The following is a 23,033-nucleotide window of genomic DNA, read 5'->3' as shown; positions in this document are numbered from 1 at the left end:
ATTTTTAAATTCGGTGCTGTTTTAAAACCTGACTTTTGCATAACATAAAAAGTACCTTGGGACCGCTTTATAAATCAAATTGGTTTGCTGATAATCGGTTACATTGGCAAAAACATATTCTTTCGTATTAAAAATGTTTTGACTTCGCAAACCAAATACCCAGTCACTTTGAATCGGTCGATATTCCATGCCGACTGTACTGCTCTCGTAGAGCTCTGATTCGATCAGGAAAAATTCATTTTTGAAATTACCGAAAAACCTGTTAGAAATCCTCAGAATATTTTCTAATTCGGCATTATACCTGCGGTTGCTTACCTCATTCCCCTGAATCCTACCCTTGTTTATGCTGCCAGTAGCCGAAAATTTGAAATTATAAGCTCCTTTAAAGTAGCTAGTGCCTCTTATATAAATACTACTCATTTGATTACTTATCACCAGCTCTCGATTGTTAATCACAGAAGGATTCTCAAACAGGGTATGAGTTAGCCCAAGTTTGACAGTGGTATGAAGTTTATCCACATAAGTTGTAAAACCAGAATTGAACAGAAGAAAATTTTGGCCATCCTGGTAGGTGAACCGGGAAACATTGAGGTCTCGGGAGAGATAGCTGTTCGTTACAAGTTGATTTTCAAAAGCTGTATAGGAAACAGTAATAGTGAAAAGAATGCGCTTTTCAGGACGAGAAAAGGTATATCCAGCAGCATAACGATGCTTGTAAATCTCTTCCACCTCCCTGGCACCTGTACGAAGCATTCTATAGTTTAGAACGAGATAATTGTCAATGAAATAACGAAGTCTTGGTATTTCTGATTCATAAGAGTAGCCAAGCCTAAAGTTTCCAATTTTTGTTCGGGTAGAAAATTTAGCATCAGAATTAACAAATAAGAAATTTTTCGTCTTTCCATTTTTGTCATAATGGGTGTGAACAGCGTCAATGCTCATGTTGAAATTAGTGGCAGGAGAAATCTGATAATCACTTTTGAACTTTATATTTGAGGCTAAATTCACCGCTTTGTTTTGTTTTGAAAGAGAATCTATGGATCCGGGCCTATTTCCCCCGGCACCTAGTTTAAAATTTAGAGCTTCCGAAAAATTGCGGATACCACCGGAAAAAGAATACGATAACCTTTTCTTTTTGAAAATTAAGTCAGTTTGAAAGCCCTGGTATTCGATTTTGGTCTCGTTATAGCTCTGAAGAACAGAACCTGTTGTCTGTTCATTTTCAATAGTATTAGGAGAGATAGAGAGATTCTGTTCCAGGTTTTTGCTGCCAAAATAGAGGTAAAAAACAGCCGCACCGCCTTCTAATTTTCGCGTATATTTTAAATTGGTTTCCAGGTCAACATTCCTGTCCTTTAGGTGCTGATCAATTACCTCTTGATTATTAAAGATTATCCTGTTTTGCGTCCAGTCATTCCGCATATGTAAGGAATTCCTGAAGTTAACAAAATCATTTTTAGATAAGGAATGGGAAAATTCTATATCATTGCTGAAGTTCCGGTTATCAATATGAAAAGTATTTCTTTCGGTAAACAAGATGTTTTCAGGTTCAATAAAATACTCATATACACCGCTGTATTCCTTTTCAAATAAATCTTTATAAACGAAAAGGGAAGCACGCAATTTGGTTTTCTCTTTCAGAGTTTTGTTCAGAAGAAGGTTATTCGCAAGTCTGTTATTCTCAACGTAGAATCGGTCCTTTAACATGATAGAAGATCCGGTAAGGTATACGGGAGGATCATTTTTTATCTTGAAGTTTTGATTGAAATCATGAAATCCCTGTTGTCCAAAAATATAATCATTCAACTGGTCTCCTGCAGTCTTTCCAGTATTGTTAATTTTCCCCAAGTCTAGAAATTTTATCTCAGGACGTATCAATCCCAGATTAACATCAGTGAGATAACGATTATCGATTCCGGCACCTGCTTCAATGTTGCCGAAAATGACAGATTTTGCGTCCTCCTTTAATTTAAGGTTAAGAACTTTGGCATTTGATGATAAGAATTGTTTGAGTACCGGATTTTCGTCGTAGTTGCTGATCACTTCCACTTTGTCCAATACCTGTGCATCAAGATTCTGGGAAATTACTTTATAATTGGAATTTGCTAAATCATCTCCTTCAATGAGGATTTTTTGAATATTCTGTCCATGGGCTTTTATATTCCCGTTTTCATCAATTTCAATTCCAGGAATATTTTGAAGCACATCCTCTACAGTCCGTTCGGTCTCATTTATAAAGCGAGAAACCTTGTAAACAACTGTATCCTTTTTGAGTTCAATTTTTTTATCGGGACTTATAACGACGGTAGAAAGCATTTGTATTTCCTCTTCCAAACGGAAATCTGTTTTGTATACTACTTGTTCTGAAAGGGATATGGTCTTCGCCTGATTTTTAACACTCATGCTCTTCACCTCTAGTCTTACCTCACGCAGATTTCTTTTTTCTACAACAATAGAATAACGACCTAAATCATCCGCATGATCATAGCCCAAAATTCTTTCATTTTCCAAAAGCATAATTGAAGCTCCCGTAAGTGGCGCATCGGTCTGATTAACGACACTACCGGTAAATTGCAAAGTTTGAGCCATAGATGAAGTGCACCACAAGGTGGCTACGCTCAGCATAAAATAAACCCTGATTAAAAATTTTCCCAATACAACTACCTTGAAAAATCTTCGATATAAGTTCTTAACATGCTCGTATTTGGCCTTTCCTGTCTTGAAACTCCAATACTCTCAGCCACCATTCTACCTCCGACTTGTGCATTTTTCCAGGCTTCAAATAAAGTTTTAGCATACTCCTGCTGGTTTACCCAACCACTTTTGTTTTCTATTGGTTTCAACAGGTGACCATGTTTTGATGGGTATTCGAGTGTTTTAAAATACCAGTATATTTCTTTATTGGTATCGTAGGCTTCCAAAATCAAGCCAGGTAAGCCCTGAAGCTTCCATGGACCGTAAGGAAGAGGAATGTCAGTTGTAAACCAGGCTGTGTATTTCCTTCCCCTAAACTCTGTAGTTGCTTTTTTGGCCGTGTGTTCGCCTATTAATTTTGTTTCTTTGCTCATTTCCCATCGGATTTTAGGCGTCTCTTCCTTCACGTACATAAAACCAAGATCGCGAGAGTAAAATTTCTTCCCTTTCAAATCATTGTAGTATCGAAAACCTAATTGATTTGTACTTACGGTTTTGGAAAAACCTCCTCCTGAAGAAGTACTATATTTCCTTTGTTCAGAGATGTGCCCCCCTTCCAATGAATCCTGTCTGGTAATGTATAACGACCTAGTATTATCAAAAATAAGCACCCCCCTCATATCAGTCCCTACAGGCGCCCCCATTCCCATGCTTTGGATTTCCCCATAATGGACAGTTCCGGTATTGGTCTGAGAATGTCCGATGCATGTTGTTAAAGTAAAAATAATAAGAATGATTTTATTCATGTTCTATTTTTTTAAAGGTTCCAACAATATTCACAACCTGTATAGTTATGAATATTGTTCATAATCTTCCAAAAGATGATATTTACACAATTGCAAATCAAACTTTTTCCCGTACATATTTTACGGGTTGCCTAGAATCAGACAAATTTTAACATTTTGTCTCTTTCTATATCTATTTTTAATAGATCTGCCGGCCCCGGATGAAAAGATCCAAAAGTACCTAAATGCCATTGTTGCTATGATAGGATACATGTAAAAGACCTGGAAGTATGCTGCAGTTATTGTTTGACCCGGCACTGTAAACCCCTGCCCGGCCACAGTTGCCCAATCGGGAAAAACATCAAGCTATTCGGGTTACCTCAAAAAGAAGGCTCCCTCGGAAAGAGATTATGCTAAAATGAAAAAGAGATCTGAAATACATCTTCAGTATAATTATCCAGAACGATAGAGATGCGGGTCTACTTTCGTTTAAAGGCTAAGGCTGACCTTTTATCCGTTTCGGAAGATTCGTGTATAAATGTCAGTCTTGTTGCCTTTAAGGCTTGAAGTGTTGACCGCAAACAGGATGTGAAAAATGTAAATGGTTTTCATAATTGTCGTCTTATGATGAAAAATCTTCTCTAGACGAAAATTAATCAACTACATAAAAAAATTTAGAATAAAGTACAAAAAGTGTCGAACGAACTGTTGCCCTAATAACCCTTTTTTTTAAGTTATAAGAGAATATCACAAAAAAGAAAAACCCTTGAAAATCAAGGGTTTTACCAGGAACTAAATATTAAAAAGTGATCGCGACAGGATTCGAACCTGTGACCGTCTGCTTAGAAGGCAGATGCTCTATCCAACTGAGCTACGCGACCTTTTTGCGGTTGCAAATATAATCAGCTTTTCAGAAATTACAAGTAAAATATTAACTTTTATTCTCCATAGAAATATTTCCCTAGAAAAGGCATTTCTTTAAGCACTTCATTATTCTAAAATATGTATTAAAGTAATGCTAATTTTCCCCTAAGACTTCCTGTCAAATTCCGTGAAAAAATTATAATCCTTTACATTTACAAGAAAGCAGACAAGCCTTGAATTCAGAGGATTTCAAGAAAAAAGATTGAGCTTGTAAAAAAAATTAAAGGTTTTATGGAAGTCAGCACTACAGATGATTTAGCACCCCTCAGTGACGTCTCCATTTCTAATATGATTCAGGAATTAGGGGAAGAAGGTCAGTTAGACCGTCATCTTCCCGGGGGAGGTTATTTGCACATGAGTGAAGAGCTGCCCTATATAGTGGTATACCGGTTACAGGAAGAAAACAAAGATAAAGCTACCATAAGATTGATATTAAGTGAGGCTTCTTTTCTCATAATTGGTAATAAAGACTTTGAAGGTTATCAACATCTTCTTTTTCAACTTTCGGAAGCAATGTCTACCAAGTTTAAGAATTGTCTTGTTCTTGAGGTATTTTCTGGAGAAACAGGTTGTAATAAATTTACCATCAAAGGCCCCGGAACAAAAGTACCCGCGACTTTAAATATGTTTAAGAAGCAGCTGGATCAACTTAATGCGAGCTATGAAATGCTCCCGCTGGAGGAAACAAATATACATGACACCACGCGGCGGCATCGGGAAGGAGAACCAGCATTATTAACTGTGGAGCAGTTAAAACGTGCCGGATGTTTACTTCTGGGACTGGAAGTACCTCCGGTATACCGGAGTGCAGAAGGTGAGGAATATCCTGTATTCTTCAGAAGTTTTAGAGACAATTTCATTGAAGCACTGCACCAAACAGTATTTGAGTTTATAAGAGTCCAAACCTCTAGTGGAGTGGTAAGTTCTGCTGCATTAGGTCAAAAGCATCTTAAAGACAAAGTTTTCGAAATAGATAAAAAGTTATCTCAGATTGAGAGATCTTACCAGTTTCTATGGTTGGTTTCTCCTTCAAATATACACGAGATTAAAAGTACTTTTTTTGACAGCAAGTATGAGAAACTACTCAATTATCATTACAGGTTGCTGCCCATTGATCCTGATGTATTGAAAAGAGAACTTTACAACCTTCGTATTGATGAAATAGATGACCCAGCCATGTCTTTTCTTTTTAGAGAGAAGCGGGAAGAACTGGACCAACAAATAACTATGCTCAATGAGCGCGGAACACGAAAATTCTTTTACAACAGCATTCTTTTATACAAGGGAATTGATCGCCTTCTTTGTACAGAAGCGGAAAAGTTACTGGAGGAGGTTCCGGAAACCGTTCCAAAGGAAAACGAAGAGCTAATAGACTCCAGAGAATTTAGTAGTCTGGCACGAAGGGAGTTTGACTATTTTAGAAAACAGGATGAAAATTTTAAGGGTAAAGTCCACATTCGAAGGGATGTCAATATCATGATGGTTTCGCATGGAGAGTTATATGTTCCTGCAGATTATAAAATGAATCGGGTTGAAGCAAATGCTCTTATACAACACGAAGTTGGCACGCATGTTCTTACCTATTACAACGGGCTACGGCAGCCACTGGAACAACTTAGCATAGGGCTGGCAGATTATGATTCCCTTCAGGAAGGACTGGCCGTAATGGCAGAATATCTTGTGGATGGCCTTACAGCCAACAGGCTTAGAACCCTTGCAGGCAGAGTAGTCGCAGGAAAAGCACTTATTGATGGCGGAGATTTTAGAGAGATTTTCCGTTTATTGAAGATAGACCACGGCTTTTCGGGAGAAAGGGCATTTAACATCACCTCCAGGATCATGCAGGGCGGGGGATTTTTAAAAGATATCATCTATCTAAAGGGATTGGTAGAACTCAGGGAGCATCTTAAAAAAGGTGGCAGCTATGAACCTTTGCTGGCCGGTAAATTCGGGCTCAAGCACAATGGCATCATAAAAGCGCTTACCGAAAGGGAAATTTTAAAACCTGCCACCCTTACACCTAGCTATTTATTGACCGAAAACGTACAGGAGAAATTGCAGGCCATCAGGAAAGGTTTACCTCTGTCTAAAATGATAAGCTAAATGAAATATCCTCATTGATAAGGCAGGACGAGACAGGTTTACCCTTCTAATAAGATTGCCGCATTTCATGGAAGGAAATAAGAAAAAAGATTCACATCATTAGCCAGATAGCATCGCGCTGGTGACCATAATTTAGATTAATAAAATTCGGAAAAAATTTCCGGAAATAATAACGGGGTAAAATCCCATTTTTAAAACAACAATTAAATGAAAATATGTTTTGTAGTTAATAACGTGGAAACAGAGACCTGCGGGACCACTGTTTATCTTATGCATGAAGCAAAAAAGAGAAAACATGATGTATACGTAATGGGAGTGGGTGATTTTTATTTTGCTCAAGGAAAACCCTTAAGTATAAACAGCACCTATGTTTCCAAAAATGCGGAAATCGGTTCTCCACAGGAGTATCTTGATGCGCTGCAGAGTTCAAAAGCAAAAAAGAAAAGAATTATCGCTACAGATCTTGATGTACTTTTTATTCGGAATAATCCCACAGAAGAAGGCTCTACCCGGCAATGGGCAGAACAGGCGGGAATCGCTTTTGGCCGTATGATGCAACAACAGGGCGTTCTGGTTTTAAATGATGCTTTTGCACTTTCACATGCGTTTATTGATAAATTGTATTTTGAAGAACTTCCTGCCAGCATCAAACCAAATTCCATCATTACCCGGGATAAAAAGGAAATCATGGAATTCTTTGAAAGTCATAAAAAGAAGATGGTACTTAAGCCGCTGGAAGGTTCAGGAGGGCGTGATGTTTATTTGATAGACAAGAATGAAAAGAATCTCAACCAGATTATCGAAAATCTTTCGGCTCAGGGATACATCATCGCCCAGGAATATTTGCCTGCCGCAAAAGAGGGTGATGTAAGAGTATTACTTATGAACGGCAGAGTCATGGAAAAAGATGGAAAGTATGGTATCATCAAAAGAGTTACAGGAGAAGGAGAATTCCGTAGTAATTTTAACCAGGGAGGCACAGGAGATAAGAGTCCGCTTACAGATGATATGAAAAAGATCATCGAAATTACTGCACCAAAACTCATTCGTGACGGATTGTTCTTTGTAGGTCTGGATATTGTAAAGGATAAATTGATAGAAATCAATGTCTTAAGTCCGGGAGGAATGGATCATTTTGAAGAGATTGGATTACCGAATTTTTCAGACACTGTTATTGAAGCGATTGAAAGAAAAGTAGAATACAAAAATCTGTATAAAGGAAATATTTCCAACCAGGTTCTGGCAACCATGGTTTAAAATTGAACAAAGTATATGAAAGAGGAGTTACAGAATATTCCACGTGTTATAGGTAAATATGAAGGCGAAAAAGGAGGACCTTTATTATTAGTAACGGCCGGTGTTCATGGAAATGAACCCAGCGGCGTCTATGCTTTAAAAACTATTTTTGCTGAACTTGAAAAGAATAATCCATCTATAAAAGGCACTTTTATAGGAATTTCAGGAAATCACAAGGCGCTTCAACAAGGTAAAAGATTTATTGAAGAAGATCTTAACCGAACCTGGAAAGAAAAAAATCTTAAAAAAGAAGAGCCAGATTCTCACGAGCAAAAGGAAATGAGAGAGATCATTAAACTTTTAGAAGATTATTCTAAAGAAAAATTTTCTGAACGCTATTTCGTAGACTGTCACACGACTTCTTCAGATAGTTTGCCATACATTTCGGTTCAGGAAGTAGGCAAAAATGATGATTTCGCCCACAAATTTCCGGGATATATAGTAAGAGGATTTAGCGACATCGTAGACGGTTCTATAGATAAATATTTCAGCAAGCAGGAAATTACTGGTTTTACTTTTGAAGCAGGGCAACATACCGCGAAAACAAGCCAGGCCAACCATGAGGCCATCATTTGGCTAGCTCTTAAAGAAGCATGTATGCTTGATTTAAATGAGGTTTCGTGTTATCCGCAATGTATTGATACATTTAAAGATAAATTTGAAGACGGACAGAAGACCTTTAAAATCGTATATCGACATGGTATTGAAGATAATTCAGAATTTAAAATGGAACCGGGCTTCGAGAATTTCGAGAAAATTTCTGAAGGACAATTACTGGCAATACAGGATGGGAAGGAGATAAAGAGTAAATGGAATGCTCGAATTTTTATGCCCCTATACCAATCTCAGGGAAATGACGGCTTTTTCGTAATTGAGGAAGCTAATTAAGTAATAGCATCAACAACCTAAAATGAAAAGAGGAGTGGATTTAAAATCCATGCCTCTTTTTTCTAAATAATCAAATTATGAATATCGATATTATTTTAAAAGTACAAAAATTCCAGTAACTTATCTTTTTAGAAGTAATGCTTTTTATTTTTTTACAATACCTATTACTTCTCCTGTAGCACAATTCAGCCTAAGCAGCTCACCTCGTTCCACACCATAATTCATGTTTGGCACCTCATAATCTGCGTAACCTTCCGAAGATCGCACCATCGTTAAAGAAATTCCGCTACGGGGATCAATCATTGGGCTTTTACAGGATTGAGCGTCTAAAGTGATTCCAGAAGGGGGATTGAATTTCTCCGGAGTGTTATAGCCTTTTCTCAAAACATCTCCATTTTCAACGCTGTCTCCTGTAGACCCACAACCCATTACGATTAGAAATAAAGCTGCCTGAAATATTGCTGAAATTTTCTTTTTCATATCGTGTGTTTTGATTTTCCTAAAATTAAGGATTAAAACGGAAAATATTCCTCTAAACCATTTAAAAGTGACACTATTTATTAATATTTTAAGAACCTGATGCTTATTTATAGAACTCGAGTGAAACCGGGGTCATCACTTCTAAAGGTTCATCTAGCGGTTCTAATCTTCCCGTTTTTTCTTCAATCTTAAATGTAGTTACAGAATTACTATCCTGATTTGCGGCATATAAAAATTTTCCATCTTCAGAAATGGCAAAATTCCGTGGAGTTTTTCCCTGTGTTGAAATAAACTGAAGTGGCACAAGTTGACCGGTAATCCTTTCCACACCAAAGGCCGCAATACTATTATGTCCCCGGTTAGAAACATATAAGAATTCTTCGGAAGGATGCAAATGAATATCTGCTGCAGAATTATCTCCTGAAAAAGCCTTCGGCAAGGAAGAAATATTTTGAATGATCTCCAGTCCGCCTCCGGGAAGAATTCTAAATACGCTTATACTGCTGTTCAATTCGTTGATGGAATAAGCAAAATTATCTTTTTTCGAGATGGTGAAATGTCTTGGCCCGGCGCCTTCTTCCAGTGCTACAAAAGGCTGTGGATTCGCAGCTAATTGGCCTTCATCGGCATTAAGATCATAGATCCAGATTTTATCATTTCCCAGGTCGGCGATATATGCGTGTTTATTATCATCTGAAATCGTAACCGAATGTGCATGAGACTCCTGCGGATTTTCAAGATCTATCCTTTGTTGAGTTTGAAGGTCGCCGTCCTCTCCCACTCTGTACATCATAACCACACCACCCATATAATTTGATACAAAAACATATTTTCCGGTTTGGTCCGTTTCAATATGTGCTGGAGCAAAATTTTCGGTAGAAAGCTTGGAAACGTGCTCTAATGAATCATTTTCATTGATCCTAAAAGAATAAATAAAACCAGATTCGGCATCATTTTCACCTAGTTCACTTACAGCATAAAGAAAATTGCCATCTTCAGAAACTTTTACAAAAGAAGGATTAATAATTTCGGCAACAGTTTTCCCCTTATGAAGTGTCCCGGTTTCAGGATTTCGGTATAAGCTAAGAATACCATTGGCCTGCCCATCTACATGCCCCTCTTTTTTAGTATAGGTTCCAACAAATAGTGTTTCCATATTTTCATTTTCAGAAGTTAAGAAGTCTAAGCCTGCTTCATTCTCGGCATCTCTTAGTTTGTCACCACAAGCGGTAAAAGAAAGGAACATCAATGTTGCTAAAGTTCCAAAAATGGTATTTTTCATGAAAATTTATTTTTGTTAAATGTACTGTTTTATTTTAATCACATCAATGTCAACCTTCTGAAAATACCTGCCGGGCCGACAAGAATCATAGAAGAATCCTCTTAAGAAAAAGACAAAGTTTAGTTTCCTTTGCAGAAATTCGTGTTCCGGATATTTCTTTTCATGAAAAACCTGTAATTTTTACCTGTTTCAGAAGAATTTACCAAACCGCAAAAAAATAAGAATGAACCAACCTTTAAAAAGACATGACAGCCTTAAACCTTTGAGTAGAGAACATCACCAGGGATTATTGTTGTGCTGGAAGATACGCGAAGGACTCAAAAAAGGGATTTCTCCTGAAAGAATTAAAAGCTATGCTTCCTTCTTTTATGAAACCCAACTCCTTCCCCATTTTGCATTTGAGGAGAAAGAGATTTTCCCGCTGCTGGGGGAACAAAATCCTTTGCGCAAGCAGGCCCTAAATGAACATCAACGCCTTGAAGCACTGTTTACTAAAGATTATGATCCTGAAATGGCAGTCAACGAGATCGCTACTGCGCTTGAAGATCATATAAGATTTGAAGAAAGAGTACTTTTTGAGGAAATTCAGCATCAAACCCAGGAAAGCGTTCTTTCCAACATATCTGACAAATTGAAGGAAAAGACACCTACAGATCCCGATAACTGGGAAGATCAATTCTGGAAGAAATAGTTTTAAAAATGGCATTTTTAAATACTATTCCGGCTGTGGCTTTTCAATCAAATCCATTTTCGCTTTTTAAAGAATATGAGCATTAAAACAAACAGCACGAACATGATTCCCCATAATGCATAGTAGCTGTATTTCCAATGAAGTTCGGGCATGTATTCAAAATTCATCCCGTAGATCCCGGCGATAAACGTTAGCGGAATGAAAATGGAAGCCATGATGGTGAGCACTTTCATCACCTCGTTCATCTTGTTATTAATAGTGGTCATGTACATATCCATCAATCCCCAGGACATTTCCCTGTAGATATCGATATTTTCAGAAACCTGAATAATGTGGTCAAAAAGATCCCTTATGTAATTCACTGTTTGTTCCTGGATGAGCTCGTTGTCTACCTTTTCAAGACGGCTTATCACTTCCCGAAGTGGAAAAACCGCTCTTCTTATTCTTAACATGGTCCTTTTAAGCTCCTGGATCTCGTAGGTAATGTCGTCGCTGGGTTGTGCACTCAGCAACTGCTCTTCCATAACTTCTATCTTGTCGCTCATCTCTTCCACCACCACAAAATAGTTATCTACAATGGCATCAAGTAAAGCGTATGCAAGGTAATCTGCTCCACGGCTTCTTATGCGCCCTTTAGCTCCGGAAAGTCGTTCCCTTACGCCGTCAAAGACATCACCGCCGGCTTCCTGGAAAGTCATCACATAATCTTTCCCAAAGACAATGCTGATATGTTCATTTTCAAGTTCCCCGTCAGATTTGTAGTAGAGCATTTTGGCAACAATGAAAAAATAATCCTGGTATTCATCAATTTTTGGCCGTTGATTGGTATTTACTATATCTTCAATGATCAACGGGTGTAGCTCAAACAGCTTTCCAAGTTTTTCAATTTCTTTAGTATTACTAAGGCCATTAATATTTATCCAGGTAGTTTTATTTTCTTCCTCAAATCCGTAGGCGGATTCCGGCGTTTGGTTGCTGTGACGTTCGTAGCTGCCAGCGTTGTAATCTATGACTTCAATGGTGGTTTCCTGGTCTTCCTTTCTCCCTACATAAGTTACCGTTCCCGGTGCCTGGTTCAATGCTTTCGTTGATTTTGGACGCCTGGATAAATATCTCCTTCTTTTGGACATAAATTATAAGTTTAGGTAAAAGTAAGAAGAATAGGATTAGCCAAATAGCTGGAAATATAGAAAACCATTTAAAAATGCCATTTTTGAATATCCTCTAATTCTGGAATTGTTGAAAATTTATCACTGTTTGTTTATTCTTAATTTCTCCTGTTCACTTGTATGCTGAACAAGGTTTCTTTTCTTTGCAAAATGGCGCAGGAAGCACAACTTTTAGGTACTTTAAAGGAATATTTTGGCTATGACAGTTTTCGGCCTTTGCAGAAAAAGATCATAGATTCGGTCTTTGCAGGAAAGGACAACATGGTCATTATGCCAACAGGCGGTGGAAAATCTATCTGCTATCAATTACCTGCCGTTCTTTTACCCGGCGTAACTCTGGTCATTTCTCCTTTGATCGCCCTCATGAAAGACCAGGTTGACGGGTTGACAGCCAACGGAATTCCGGCAGCATTTCTGAACAGCACGCAATCTGAAAATGAACAACAGGAGATCTTTTCAAAACTTCAGAAGAATGAATTAAAGCTGCTTTACGTCGCTCCGGAAAGTCTTCAGTATATCGACGCTGTCTTTTCTGCCGGAAACATCAGCCTAATCGCTGTTGATGAGGCGCATTGTATCTCCAGCTGGGGCCATGATTTTCGTCCTGCATACACGCAGCTTGGATATTTGAAGAACCGCTTCCCTTCTACGCCAATGATCGCGCTTACCGCCACTGCAGACAAAGCTACACGTAAGGATATTTGTAATCAGCTGAATATTCCGCACGCCAAAAAACATGTCGCTTCCTTTGATCGCAAGAACCTGAGCCTTGAAGTACGGCCGGGAAATAAGAAATTCGGGCAGATTTTGTCATTTTTGAAGCAGCGCCCTCAGGAAAGCGGAATCATCTATTGCCTTAGCCGGAAGAACACTGAGTCGCTCGCAGAAAAACTTCAGGAAGCGGGATTTAGTGCCGCAGCCTACCACGCGGGAGTGCCCAATGAAGAACGTTCGCAGGTGCAGGAAGATTTTATCAATGACAGGAAAAAAATTGTTTGTGCGACGATCGCCTTTGGAATGGGAATTGACAAATCTAACGTGCGCTGGGTGATTCACTACAACCTTCCAAAAAACCTGGAAGGTTATTACCAGGAAATAGGCCGCGCCGGAAGAGATGGTTTGCCTTCAGCTACCTTACTTTTTCACAGTTATGCCGATGTGATGCAGCTTCAGAAGTTTGCGCAGAATTCAGGAAATGCCGAAGTGCAGCTGGCAAAGCTCGATCGTATGAAACAATATTCGGAAGCATTGAGTTGCCGAAGAAAGATCCTGCTAAGCTATTTTGGAGAATTAATTGCCGAAGATTGTGGCAATTGTGATGTTTGTAAAAATCCACCGGAATTTTTTGACGGCACTATCATTGCCCAAAAAGCACTTTCCACCATTTATCGCCTACAGGGTCAGGAACCAATATCTGTAGTCATAGATGTATTGCGGGGAGCCCAAAACGCCGTGATCCTTGAAAAAGGATATCAACAGATAAAAACTTATGGAATTGCTAAAGATATTTCCTGGCGCGACTGGCAGCAGTATTTAATTCAATTGATCAATCTTGGCCATATAGAAATTGCTTTTCATGATCAAAATAAGCTTAGGCTCACTTCCATGGCCAGAAATGTTCTTTTTGAAAATCAAAAAGTAAGACTGGCCGATGTGAACCTGGCTGATATTCAGGAACAAAAAGTTGAAAAAGAAGAAAAAGCTGCTAAGAACAGCCTATTTGAAAGATTACGAAAACTGCGCCTGGAACTTGCCAAAGAAGAGGAAATTCCTGCTTATTTGATTTTTAATGACGCTGCTCTTAAGGAAATGGAAAAGGAAAGGCCCATGACAGATGAAGATTTTATGCAGATAAACGGTGTGGGACGGCAGAAAATGCAGAATTATGGGTACAGGTTCATTAAGGAGATCATTGCCTTTAGCAAAGAAAAACGGGAGAAAAAGAAAACTTCCAAGGGAAAAACCCACAAAGTGACACTTGAATTGTATCAAGAAGGATTGAGCGTGGAGGAAATCGCTCAAAAACGTGGACTTACCGCCACCACAATTTATTCTCACCTCGCAAAATTATATGACTCTGGAGAAGAGATCGATTTGCATCGATTTGTTAGCGCGGCCGATCTTAAAGCGATAAAAAAAGCCAGAAAGACCTTGAACGATCCCGATACATTAAAGCCGTACTACGAACATTTTGAGGAGGCGATCGATTACTGGACGATAAGACTGGCTTTGACAATCTTAGAGAGAGAAAGTTAGAGCGAAGATATTTGAATATTCATGCGTAATGTGGACTCCGCCTTTAAAACTTCTGGGAATGTCCAAAGAAAACAGGGAATTAATTATTCAAACTCCACTCTGTTTAGGATCAATCCGCTGCCGGGGGCGATATAGGTCATGGGGTAAGGGGTTTTGGCCTTAAGACTGCGTTTAATGTCTTCAAGATCAAGTTCACTTCTCCCCAAAAGTACCAATGCACCCATGATTAACCTTATTTGATTCCGTAGAAAACCTTTTCCGCATATTTTAAGGGCGTAGCTTTCTTCGGGGAAAAAATTTGCCGTAATAATGTCATTTTTGACGATCTCACATTTGGTAATTTCCCGCTCCACGATAGTATGTTCTGTAGGCCTGGTACAATAGTTTCTAAAATTATGAAAACCTTCAAAGCATGAGGCACCTTTCATCATGAGTGCTACGTCGAGTTCTTCAGGAAAAGTGGCCAGCAGCGGAGCACAAAAAGGATGGCTTTTTTTTCCGAAGGCGAACAGGTAAACATATTCTTTCGTTTTAGGATGCTGAATGATGTTGAACTTTTCATCTACTTCTTTAATTTTCAACGCTCTAATATCCTGCGGTAAATTCCTGTTGAATTCCTTAAGAAAATCGTGGAGATCATTTAGAGGCTGCTCATCAATAAAAAGCTCAAAGGCTGCTTGGCTGGCCGAAACCATCGCGTCTGTCCTGCCTGCACCTAAAATCTTGAAGCGAGTGTCCTCCAGAATAAATTTCAGGGTTTTTTTGATAAGCCCTTCTATGGTTTTTAAACCTGGTTGACGTTGCCAGCCATGCAAACGGTAACCCAGGTACTGGATTTCGATTAGATAATAGTAACGTTGTCGTTGCAAAGAATAATTAATTTGCTCAAATGTAAAGAGATTTTGAATATTACTTAGAGCAGGATATATATCTTTTCTCCATGTTCTATCTAACGATTTCCCTCTCCTCCTTTAACTTTTACTTACATCTTTTTGGCAACAGGTTTTGTATATTCACTTCTTCAAATTCTATAGAAATGGAAGAAATGACTAAAGGCAAAAAAATACTTTTTTATTCAACTCTCGTCATTATTGCTCTTTACTTTTTCTTTCTGGGGCTCGCAGCAGCTAAATCTTTTCTTATTCCACTTACTGCGGGGATAATTCTTGCCCTGCTTGTAGTACCGTTATCTCAAAAGATGGAAAATGGTGTAATGAACCGCCCTGTGGCTTCCCTACTCAATACTTTCATAATATTTCTTGTTTCTGTAGGTTTTGTAGCCCTGGTTTCCTTCCAGGTGAAAAATGTGGTAGACAAATGGCCTCAGATCCAGGAAACCATGAACCCAAAGATCGAAAAGCTGCAGAGTTTTGTGCTGGAACATACTCCGCTTCAGGAGAAGGACCTGCAACAGTCCCAGGGAGGCAATTCTATTCCATTTTTAGGAAAAACATCCAATCCCGGGCAACAGGCAGCCAGTTTTTTTAGTCAGGTAATGGGCTTTTTTGCAGACTACCTGCTCACCTTTATCTACATATTTTTCATTCTCAATTATAGACACAGGTTTAAGAAATTCCTTTTAAAGCTATTTCCGGATAAAAGGCAGAAAGATGTCAAAAAAGTCATCGAAGAATCGGCCAAAGTAACTCAGAGGTACCTTGTTGGAAAGCTTATTCTTATTGGCCTTTTAGCAGTATTATACTCCATTGGACTCGGAATATCAGGGGTGAGTAATTTTATACTTATAAGTGTTCTTGCGGCCGCCCTTAGCCTTGTGCCATACATTGGGAATATCATTGGCTTTGGAATGGCAATGGCATTTGGATATCTCACTTCTGGCCAAAGTGGCGTATTAATTGGTATTATTGTGACTTTTTCTATTGCGCAATTTGTAGAAAGTTATATCCTAGAGCCTTACGTGGTGGGAGATCAGGTTGACCTTCATCCTTTCTTTGTAATTCTTGCTGTTATTATTGGGAATATGGTTTGGGGTGTCCCAGGAATGGTCTTATCTATCCCTATTTTGGCAATTATCAATGTGATCCTTTTGCACGTACGTCCACTTCAGCCTTTTGGATATTTGTTGAGTAAAGGCGATTCTTCAGAATAATGCAGAATACATATGCATCAAAAAGGGCATTTTTAAACCAGTTTCTGGGATTCCTAAAAACTCCGCCGCTTTGGCGGGATCATTCTTTGTCATCTTTTTCGCAATACGTTCTTGATGAAAATATATCTGCTGAAGAACTCCAGATAGAACTATTTCCGCCTGCAATGGTGCTGGGAAAACGAATAGAACGATTTTTAAGGATATATCTTGATCATTTTTCAGATGAAGATGTGTTAGCAGAGAACGTACAGGTGTTTTCTGATAAAGTCACTTTGGGAGAGTTCGATTTTATTCTGAAAAACAGGAATTCCGGAGCAATTTCACACGTAGAGGTGGTTTATAAATTTTATCTCTATGACCCAACTTTCCCCGAAGAAGTAGATCGCTGGATTGGCCCCAATAAAAAGGACTCCCTTCATAAAAAACTTTTAAGGTTAGAAAACCGGCAATTCCCCTTACTCTATAAGCAAGAAGCAGCACCCCTACTTAAACATTTCGAAATAGATCCTGAAAAAGTAATCCAAAAAGCGCTTTTTAAAGCCAATCTTTTTGTTCCTCTGGAAAAAGTGGGTAAGCATCTTCCACTTATCAACAATGAATGCATTCAGGGTGTTTGGATTAGGTATCAAGATTTCACAAACCAGTCTTTTGGTTCGTACCAATTCTTTTCTCCCAAAAAACCAGATTGGCCTACCCTACCCGAAAAAGGGACGGATTGGTATTCCTATTCAGAAATAAAAGAAGAACTGGAAACTTTCATTGAAAAGAAACGTTCTCCCCTGCTCTGGATGAAAAAAAACTCCCAAGACTATCAGCGCTTCTTTGTGGTTTGGTGGTAATCTAAGCTATCTTCTTAAGAGAAAATTAACGGCTAAACCCGCATGAATTAAGGAAAAATTATGAGTGGTCTGCTTCCTTTTCCTTTGTAAATAACCTCAAATAAAGTAACTTAAAAACTGATAATAACCAGGGTAACCACTGATGTTTTTTTACTGAAAAAACTTGTGGTTTACTCTCCAAAAACAGAAAACCATGCCAATTTTGACAGAAGAACAGTTTAAAAAATTAGCAAATGTTGATAACCAACCGTGTATATCAATTTTTATTCCCACCCAGCGCGCGGGAAAAGAAGTGCTTGAAGAAAAAGCTAAGGGAGAACTAAAATCTCAATGGAAAAAAGTGGTTGAAAAACTGAAAACCATGAATCTGGATCAGGAAAAAATTGATAGCCTTGGGAAACCGGTGGAAGGTTTGCTGGATGATAAAAATTTCTGGCGACACCAGTCGGACGGACTTGCAATTTTTCTTTCCGAAGGGTTTTTTGAACATTTCACTTTACCGGTAAATTTCGAAGCATATATTTACGTTTCAGATCACTTCTACATTAAGCCACTGGTACCTATGCTAAACCGCGACCAAAGGTTCTATTTGCTTTCACTACAATTGGAAGATGTGAAATTATATGAAGCTACTCAATATTCTATTGGAGAAGTGGAAGTCGAAGATCTTGTGCCATCGCAACTTGAGGACAGAGTAGGTTACGATTATGAAGAAAAGAACAGCAAACATAAAACACAGCGCAACAACATTGGTGCAAATGCCAATGGTACCTCTACGCAACATGGGTACGAAGCTGCCAGCCGTGACAGGAAAAATGAGATTGAGCGATTTTTCAGGGCTGTAGATAAAGGTATTTACGGAATTTTGCACAACGAAAATGTACCACTGGTAGTAGCCTGCCAGGACTCTTATTTCCCGATATATAAAGAGGTAAGCCGCTACAAACATTTGTATCACCATGTAGTTCCCGGCAACCCTGAAGCAGATTATGACGGCATGTTCGACCTTCACGATGCAGCACTACAGGTTCTGGAACCTTATTTTAGAAAAGGACTGGATAAGAAAGTAGAAGAATTTAAGGAGATTAATCCTGAAAGAACATCCTCAAGCATTTCCGATATTTTCCCGGCTATTTATGAAGGTAAAGTAGATACGTTATTCGTTCAGAACAGAGAAGATATTTGGGGAAATTATAATGAGACAATGTCATCTGTACAGGTTGATGAAGAGGAAAATTCTGGAAACCTATCCCTTTTAAATCTTGCGGCCAAAAAAGTGATCGAGCAGGGCGGACAGGTTTTTCTTATGGAAGGAGAATTTATGCCTAATAAAAATTCGAAGATAAATGCCGTTTTTAGATATTCTTAAAAGCAAATGAACTTTGGTTGACAAAAAAGGTTGTTCTAAAAGCCTGTTTTATAAGTGTATTTCTAAAATAGTTTTTTCAGAATTACGATTCAGCAGCTTTCGGAACAACCTTTTTGTTTGTAATATTTAGATTTAGCTGTAATGTACCACCTTTCCCTCCACTCCACGGTAGAATTCCTTTATTTTCTGAAAATCGGACTCACGATCTTCAGAAGGAGTAAAGGGTTCTGAAATTTTCACACATTTTTTTCCATAATCAAAAGCAACCATGATAATTGGGACATGGGCCTGTTTAGCAATGTAGTAAAATCCCGTTTTCCATTGGTCCACTTTCTTGCGGGTCCCTTCGGGAGCAATGGCGAGACGAAATGTTGACTTGCTTTGGAATATTTTGGAGATGGCATCAACTTTATTCTGTCCCGGAGTACGATCAAGTGCTGTTCCTCCCATCCATTTAAAATACCATCCAAAAGGAGGTTTAAAAAGCTCCTTTTTGGCTACATATTTAATATCCACTCCCATTAGTCTTCGAACCAGCAGGCCCATGTAGAAATCGTGCCAGCTGGTATGCGGAACCACAATGACAACACACTTTTTAAGGTGGCTGGGAAATTGTCCGGTCATTGTCCAACCTAGAATTCTGAAAAATATAAATTTAGCTAACAAGTTCTCTTTCCTCCCTGTTACTCTTCATGGTTTCACCACTTCTTCTTTTTCTTTCTTCGTAAAGAAGGCCAAGTTCCCTGCTGGTTTGCCCTTTTACAGAAGTATTCTCTTCAGCTCTTCGAATAAGATATGGCACCACTTCACGCACAGGACCAAAAGGTACCAGTTTCACAACATTATAACCTTTTTCAGCTAAATTATAACTAATATGTTCACTCATTCCATACAACTGCGAGAACCAAACACGATCATCATTTTTCTCGATTCCTTTATCTTCCATGATCTGGAGTGCCAGGTAGTTACTCATTTCATTATGAGTACCAATAAAAACGGAAATATCTTCTAAATGTGCCAGGCAATAGGTAAGAGCACCATTGAAGTTGACATCTGTTGCTTCCTTGTTTTCGCAAATGGGCGATAGATAATTCATCTTTTTAGCCCGGGAATTTTCCTTTTCCATATAAGCACCGCGTACGATCTTGGCTCCTACCTTAAAGCCCTGGTCTTTTGCTCTACTGTGAAGATCTTTGAGATATTGTATCCTGTCCCACCTGTAGCATTGTAAGGTATTAAATATAATGGCTTTTTCACGATTATATTTAAACATCATTTCTTCCATAAGATCATCTGCAGCGGCCTGCATCCAGCTTTCTTCACCATCGGCGAGTAACCTCACATCGTTTTTATAGGCTTCCTCACAAATTTTGTTTACCCGGTTTCGAATACGTCTCCACTCTTCTCCTTCTTCTACACTAAGGCTGGCGTTGGCAGAAACTTTTTGCCATATATCAAACCGGCCGATTCCTGTTGGTTTAAAAACTGCGAAGGGAATTTCTTCCTTATCCTTTATAAATTTCACAATGTTTACCTTCTTCTCTATTGCCCGGTCGAACTCGCTCTCCTTTTCTTTTCCTTCTACAGAATAGTCCAGAATTCCGTGCAGGTTCTTAGAGTACATTTTCTTTATAACGGGCATACAATCCTCTTCGGTTTCCCCACCACAAAATTGGTTGAAAATGGTCTTTTTTATTAAACCTTCTACGGGAAGATGCATATTTAGGGCAAGCTTCGTTAAGCCAGTTCCCGTTTTCACCATAAATGGACGATCTATGGCTTCAAACATAAATATTGCCCGGTCAAGTTCAGCATCAGATTTGAGTCGGAAAGCTATCTCGGTATTATTAAAGATTTTTCTGGTTATCATTGTGTAAATTTAATCTCACAAAGATAATTATTGGAGATAAGATATTAGAATAATTCTCCTTATTTTCGACCCCTCAAAGGCTAAAGAAATATGAAAGTTTCAGAAAGAAATGCTAATAACGGAAACGTGATCTACGGCGAATTGGGTTATGAACAAATGAATGAATTTATAAGCACTCATTCCTTCTCTAAGATTTTTATTTTAGTAGATAGTAATACGCATAAATTCTGTCTCCCCTCTTTCTTAAATCATTTAAAAGCTCCTGGAGAAATTGAGGTTATTGAAATGGATGCAGGAGAGAACCATAAAACTATTGATACCTGCAGCAGTATCTGGAAAGTACTTTCAGAATTGAGAGGAGATAGAAAAAGCCTAATGATAAATCTTGGTGGCGGAGTAGTGACAGATCTCGGCGGATTCGTAGCTGCGACATTTAAGCGTGGAATTGCCTGGATCAATGTACCCACTACTCTATTGGCAATGGTTGATGCCGCTGTGGGTGGTAAAAATGGAGTGAATCTGGAGAATCTTAAAAACCAGATTGGTGTTATAGAACCCGCAAAACTTGTGCTTATTAGCACTGCTTTTCTGGAAACTTTACCGGCTTCTGAAATGCGCAGCGGCTTAGCTGAAATGCTGAAACACGGTCTCATTCAGAATGAAAATTACTGGAAAAAACTTACTAACCTTGACCAGTTTACACTGGACGATCTTGATGATCTTATTCAGGAATCTATAGAGATAAAAGAAAATATTGTCCTGCAAGACCCTACAGAAAAGAACATAAGAAAAAGCCTTAATTATGGTCACACTTTAGGTCATGCAATTGAATCTTATTTTTTGGAACATCCTGCAAAAGAAAAACTGCTTCATGGCGAAGCAGTGGCAATAGGAATGATCATGGCTACTTTTATTTCAGAAAAATTATGCGATTTTCCATCTGCTAAACTTGAAGAAATTTCAATGGCATTGATTAGCACTTATAACAAAGTCAATTTTGACCTTGAAGACAGAAAAGAAATTATTTCCCTCATGAAGTTTGACAAAAAGAATGAAGGAGGAAATGTAAATTTTGTACTTCTGGAAGATATAGGTAAACCTGTAATCAACAAGACCGTGGAAAACGAACTGCTTCACCAGGCCTTTGAATACTACTCTGATTTACAATAAATTATAATTAGTTATTTTATTCTTTTAATCTTAAATTTTTAAATTCTTTTAACGCCGGCGGGATATGAAATTATTATTTTCGCTATTATTGAATGACCAAAGTACCCTTTTATGAAACGTATCATTGTTGATTACAAGAAACTGACTCCTGAAATTCTGGGACTGTTAGTGGAAAAATATCCTGATGGATATGATGACGATCAGGTAATTTCTTTTAAAAACGCTAAAAATGAGACTGTAGATGCCGTAGAGGTGCGAACAGAAGATGCTATTTACCTGGTGAAGGTGAGTACACGTCTAGAAAATACCATGGCGAATTTTGATGAAGATGATTATGACGATTCCGATTTTAATGAACCTATTGTTGAAATACCTGAAAAGGGTGAAAATAATGAAGATCTCGACGAAGACACTGAAGATGAAGATTAATTAACATATCAGTTCTACATAAAAAGGTCGTCTAAAATGCTATTTTAGACGACCTTTTTCTTTATTAATTATCAGCCATGCGTAGCTGGAGTTGGATTGGAATATTGAACCTCCTCAATAGGTAACAAAAAAAAGGCTGCTCCAACGAGCAACCTTTTGTTGTATTATTTAGATAGAATTTTAAGAATGCTGTAATTCATGCTTTCCTTCCTTCACTTCCTCAATCAATTTATCATTAAAAGCAGGTAAATCATCAGGGTTTCTACTGGTCACAAAACCTTCGTCTACAACCACTTCTTTATCAACCCAATTTGCACCTGCATTTATAAGGTCATCTTTTATGGAACTGAAAGACGTCATTGTTCTTCCTTTTACAACACCGGCGCTAATAAGCGTCCAGGGTGCATGGCAAATTGCTGCCACAGGTTTCTTTTGTTCAAAAAACTCTCTAACGAATTGAAGAACATCTTCGCTTCTTCTTAAATAATCTGGATTGATGACACCACCTGGAAGCATTAGGGCATTGTATTCTTTTGCCGAGGCTTCCTTAACTGTGCGATCTACATCGTATTCCTTTGACCAGTTACCTTGATCCCATGCCTTAATTTTACCTGCTTCCAGGCTCACTATATCCACCTGGAAACCTTCTTTTTCCATGGCTTCTTTTGGGGATTTCAGTTCACTTTCTTCAAATCCATTTGTTGCTAATATTGCTACTCTCTTTGACATAATTCTAAC

At 38.4% G+C, this 23,033-nt stretch carries 19 protein-coding genes and 1 tRNA gene; 10 read left to right on the top strand and 10 right to left on the bottom strand.

Going from position 1 to position 23,033, the window contains the following annotated elements:
• Positions 1-21: 21 nt before the first annotated feature.
• The 3 genes from ACOV1Q_RS06325 to ACOV1Q_RS06315 all read right to left on the bottom strand — a co-directional run bounded on the left by ACOV1Q_RS06325 (position 22) and on the right by ACOV1Q_RS06315 (position 4,300).
• Complete coding sequence (locus ACOV1Q_RS06325; RefSeq protein WP_424493548.1) at positions 22-2,625, bottom strand: hypothetical protein; 2,604 nt, start codon at positions 2,623-2,625, stop codon at positions 22-24.
• Positions 2,626-2,660: 35 nt separating this feature from the next.
• Positions 2,661-3,440: a GLPGLI family protein gene (locus tag ACOV1Q_RS06320; protein WP_424493547.1), complete on the bottom strand. Its 780-nt coding sequence runs from the start codon at positions 3,438-3,440 to the stop codon at positions 2,661-2,663.
• 786 nt (positions 3,441-4,226) lie between these two features.
• Positions 4,227-4,300 (bottom strand) — tRNA-Arg (locus ACOV1Q_RS06315).
• 274 nt (positions 4,301-4,574) lie between these two features.
• Between ACOV1Q_RS06315 and ACOV1Q_RS06310 the strand changes: the two genes are divergently transcribed.
• The 3 genes from ACOV1Q_RS06310 to ACOV1Q_RS06300 all read left to right on the top strand — a co-directional run bounded on the left by ACOV1Q_RS06310 (position 4,575) and on the right by ACOV1Q_RS06300 (position 8,630).
• Entirely contained in the window at positions 4,575-6,446 is a 1,872-nt protein-coding gene (locus tag ACOV1Q_RS06310) for a peptidase MATCAP family protein (RefSeq protein WP_424493546.1), read from the top strand.
• A 207-nt stretch (positions 6,447-6,653) separates the two neighbouring features.
• Positions 6,654-7,703: a glutathione synthetase gene (locus ACOV1Q_RS06305; protein ID WP_424493545.1), complete on the top strand. Its 1,050-nt coding sequence runs from the start codon at positions 6,654-6,656 to the stop codon at positions 7,701-7,703.
• Between the two features lie 15 nt (positions 7,704-7,718).
• Positions 7,719-8,630, top strand: a complete 912-nt coding sequence (locus ACOV1Q_RS06300) for a succinylglutamate desuccinylase (protein ID WP_424493544.1) — start codon at positions 7,719-7,721, stop codon at positions 8,628-8,630.
• A 144-nt stretch (positions 8,631-8,774) separates the two neighbouring features.
• On the opposite strand, the gene ACOV1Q_RS06295 is transcribed toward ACOV1Q_RS06300, so the two are convergent.
• On the bottom strand, positions 8,775-9,110 hold the full coding sequence (locus tag ACOV1Q_RS06295) for a hypothetical protein (protein ID WP_424493543.1): 336 nt from the start codon (positions 9,108-9,110) through the stop codon (positions 8,775-8,777).
• Positions 9,111-9,213: 103 nt separating this feature from the next.
• Positions 9,214-10,392, bottom strand: a complete 1,179-nt coding sequence (locus ACOV1Q_RS06290) for a lactonase family protein (RefSeq protein WP_424493542.1) — start codon at positions 10,390-10,392, stop codon at positions 9,214-9,216.
• 223 nt (positions 10,393-10,615) lie between these two features.
• Between ACOV1Q_RS06290 and ACOV1Q_RS06285 the strand changes: the two genes are divergently transcribed.
• Complete coding sequence (locus ACOV1Q_RS06285) at positions 10,616-11,083, top strand: hemerythrin domain-containing protein (protein ID WP_424493541.1); 468 nt, start codon at positions 10,616-10,618, stop codon at positions 11,081-11,083.
• A 47-nt stretch (positions 11,084-11,130) separates the two neighbouring features.
• On the opposite strand, the gene corA is transcribed toward ACOV1Q_RS06285, so the two are convergent.
• Complete coding sequence (corA, locus tag ACOV1Q_RS06280) at positions 11,131-12,213, bottom strand: magnesium/cobalt transporter CorA (RefSeq protein ID WP_424493540.1); 1,083 nt, start codon at positions 12,211-12,213, stop codon at positions 11,131-11,133.
• Positions 12,214-12,402: 189 nt separating this feature from the next.
• Between corA and recQ the strand changes: the two genes are divergently transcribed.
• A complete protein-coding gene (gene recQ, locus ACOV1Q_RS06275) occupies positions 12,403-14,508 on the top strand; it encodes a DNA helicase RecQ (RefSeq protein ID WP_424493539.1) in 2,106 nt (701 codons plus the stop codon).
• A gap of 83 nt (positions 14,509-14,591) precedes the next feature.
• On the opposite strand, the gene ACOV1Q_RS06270 is transcribed toward recQ, so the two are convergent.
• Positions 14,592-15,377, bottom strand: a complete 786-nt coding sequence (locus tag ACOV1Q_RS06270; protein WP_424493538.1) for a tRNA pseudouridine synthase A — start codon at positions 15,375-15,377, stop codon at positions 14,592-14,594.
• A gap of 167 nt (positions 15,378-15,544) precedes the next feature.
• On the opposite strand from ACOV1Q_RS06270, the gene ACOV1Q_RS06265 reads away from it, so the two are divergent.
• The 3 genes from ACOV1Q_RS06265 (at position 15,545) to ACOV1Q_RS06255 (ending at position 18,826) form a co-directional block, all read left to right on the top strand.
• A complete protein-coding gene (locus ACOV1Q_RS06265) occupies positions 15,545-16,618 on the top strand; it encodes an AI-2E family transporter (protein ID WP_424493537.1) in 1,074 nt (357 codons plus the stop codon).
• Complete coding sequence (locus ACOV1Q_RS06260; protein ID WP_424493536.1) at positions 16,618-17,457, top strand: DUF1853 family protein; 840 nt, start codon at positions 16,618-16,620, stop codon at positions 17,455-17,457. Before ACOV1Q_RS06265 ends, ACOV1Q_RS06260 begins: the two co-directional genes overlap by 1 nt.
• Positions 17,458-17,650: 193 nt before the next feature.
• Positions 17,651-18,826 (top strand): baeRF3 domain-containing protein, encoded by a 1,176-nt coding sequence (locus tag ACOV1Q_RS06255; RefSeq protein WP_424493535.1) that lies wholly within the window; start codon positions 17,651-17,653, stop codon positions 18,824-18,826.
• A gap of 132 nt (positions 18,827-18,958) precedes the next feature.
• Here ACOV1Q_RS06255 and ACOV1Q_RS06250 read toward each other — a convergent pair whose 3' ends face one another.
• The gene (locus ACOV1Q_RS06250) at positions 18,959-19,450 is read right to left on the bottom strand and encodes a 1-acyl-sn-glycerol-3-phosphate acyltransferase (RefSeq protein ID WP_424493534.1); all 492 of its coding nucleotides are present in this window, start codon (positions 19,448-19,450) and stop codon (positions 18,959-18,961) included.
• A gap of 31 nt (positions 19,451-19,481) precedes the next feature.
• Entirely contained in the window at positions 19,482-20,696 is a 1,215-nt protein-coding gene (locus ACOV1Q_RS06245) for a proline dehydrogenase family protein (protein WP_424493533.1), read from the bottom strand.
• Between the two features lie 90 nt (positions 20,697-20,786).
• Here ACOV1Q_RS06245 and aroB point away from each other — a divergent pair, with 90 nt between their 5' ends.
• Positions 20,787-21,866 carry a 3-dehydroquinate synthase gene (gene aroB / locus ACOV1Q_RS06240; RefSeq protein ID WP_424493532.1) on the top strand — a complete coding sequence of 360 codons (1,080 nt, stop codon included), beginning with the start codon at positions 20,787-20,789 and terminating at the stop codon, positions 21,864-21,866.
• Positions 21,867-21,977: 111 nt separating this feature from the next.
• Positions 21,978-22,295 (top strand): hypothetical protein, encoded by a 318-nt coding sequence (locus ACOV1Q_RS06235; RefSeq protein WP_424493531.1) that lies wholly within the window; start codon positions 21,978-21,980, stop codon positions 22,293-22,295.
• A 180-nt stretch (positions 22,296-22,475) separates the two neighbouring features.
• Here the strand turns inward: ACOV1Q_RS06235 and ACOV1Q_RS06230 are convergent, their stop codons facing one another.
• The gene (locus ACOV1Q_RS06230) at positions 22,476-23,024 is read right to left on the bottom strand and encodes a type 1 glutamine amidotransferase domain-containing protein (protein WP_424493530.1); all 549 of its coding nucleotides are present in this window, start codon (positions 23,022-23,024) and stop codon (positions 22,476-22,478) included.
• Positions 23,025-23,033: the final 9 nt, after the last annotated feature.

This window comes from Salinimicrobium maris (genome assembly GCF_049680855.1).
GTDB lineage: Bacteria > Bacteroidota > Bacteroidia > Flavobacteriales > Flavobacteriaceae > Salinimicrobium.
Note: the sequence above shows the minus strand (reverse complement) of the source record. Positions and strands in the feature narration are given on the sequence as shown.

Coding starts and splice junctions, on each gene's coding strand:
- aroB (WP_424493532.1), top strand. CDS start 20,787: ATGAAAGTTTCAGAAAGAAATGCTAATAACGGAAACGTGATCTACGGC.
- ACOV1Q_RS06290 (WP_424493542.1), bottom strand. CDS start 10,392: ATGAAAAATACCATTTTTGGAACTTTAGCAACATTGATGTTCCTTTCT.
- ACOV1Q_RS06260 (WP_424493536.1), top strand. CDS start 16,618: ATGCAGAATACATATGCATCAAAAAGGGCATTTTTAAACCAGTTTCTG.
- ACOV1Q_RS06230 (WP_424493530.1), bottom strand. CDS start 23,024: ATGTCAAAGAGAGTAGCAATATTAGCAACAAATGGATTTGAAGAAAGT.
- ACOV1Q_RS06245 (WP_424493533.1), bottom strand. CDS start 20,696: ATGATAACCAGAAAAATCTTTAATAATACCGAGATAGCTTTCCGACTC.
- ACOV1Q_RS06300 (WP_424493544.1), top strand. CDS start 7,719: ATGAAAGAGGAGTTACAGAATATTCCACGTGTTATAGGTAAATATGAA.
- ACOV1Q_RS06295 (WP_424493543.1), bottom strand. CDS start 9,110: ATGAAAAAGAAAATTTCAGCAATATTTCAGGCAGCTTTATTTCTAATC.
- ACOV1Q_RS06255 (WP_424493535.1), top strand. CDS start 17,651: ATGCCAATTTTGACAGAAGAACAGTTTAAAAAATTAGCAAATGTTGAT.
- recQ (WP_424493539.1), top strand. CDS start 12,403: ATGGCGCAGGAAGCACAACTTTTAGGTACTTTAAAGGAATATTTTGGC.
- ACOV1Q_RS06235 (WP_424493531.1), top strand. CDS start 21,978: ATGAAACGTATCATTGTTGATTACAAGAAACTGACTCCTGAAATTCTG.
- ACOV1Q_RS06250 (WP_424493534.1), bottom strand. CDS start 19,450: ATGACCGGACAATTTCCCAGCCACCTTAAAAAGTGTGTTGTCATTGTG.
- ACOV1Q_RS06305 (WP_424493545.1), top strand. CDS start 6,654: ATGAAAATATGTTTTGTAGTTAATAACGTGGAAACAGAGACCTGCGGG.
- ACOV1Q_RS06325 (WP_424493548.1), bottom strand. CDS start 2,625: ATGCTGAGCGTAGCCACCTTGTGGTGCACTTCATCTATGGCTCAAACT.
- ACOV1Q_RS06310 (WP_424493546.1), top strand. CDS start 4,575: ATGGAAGTCAGCACTACAGATGATTTAGCACCCCTCAGTGACGTCTCC.
- ACOV1Q_RS06265 (WP_424493537.1), top strand. CDS start 15,545: ATGGAAGAAATGACTAAAGGCAAAAAAATACTTTTTTATTCAACTCTC.
- corA (WP_424493540.1), bottom strand. CDS start 12,213: ATGTCCAAAAGAAGGAGATATTTATCCAGGCGTCCAAAATCAACGAAA.
- ACOV1Q_RS06285 (WP_424493541.1), top strand. CDS start 10,616: ATGAACCAACCTTTAAAAAGACATGACAGCCTTAAACCTTTGAGTAGA.
- ACOV1Q_RS06320 (WP_424493547.1), bottom strand. CDS start 3,440: ATGAATAAAATCATTCTTATTATTTTTACTTTAACAACATGCATCGGA.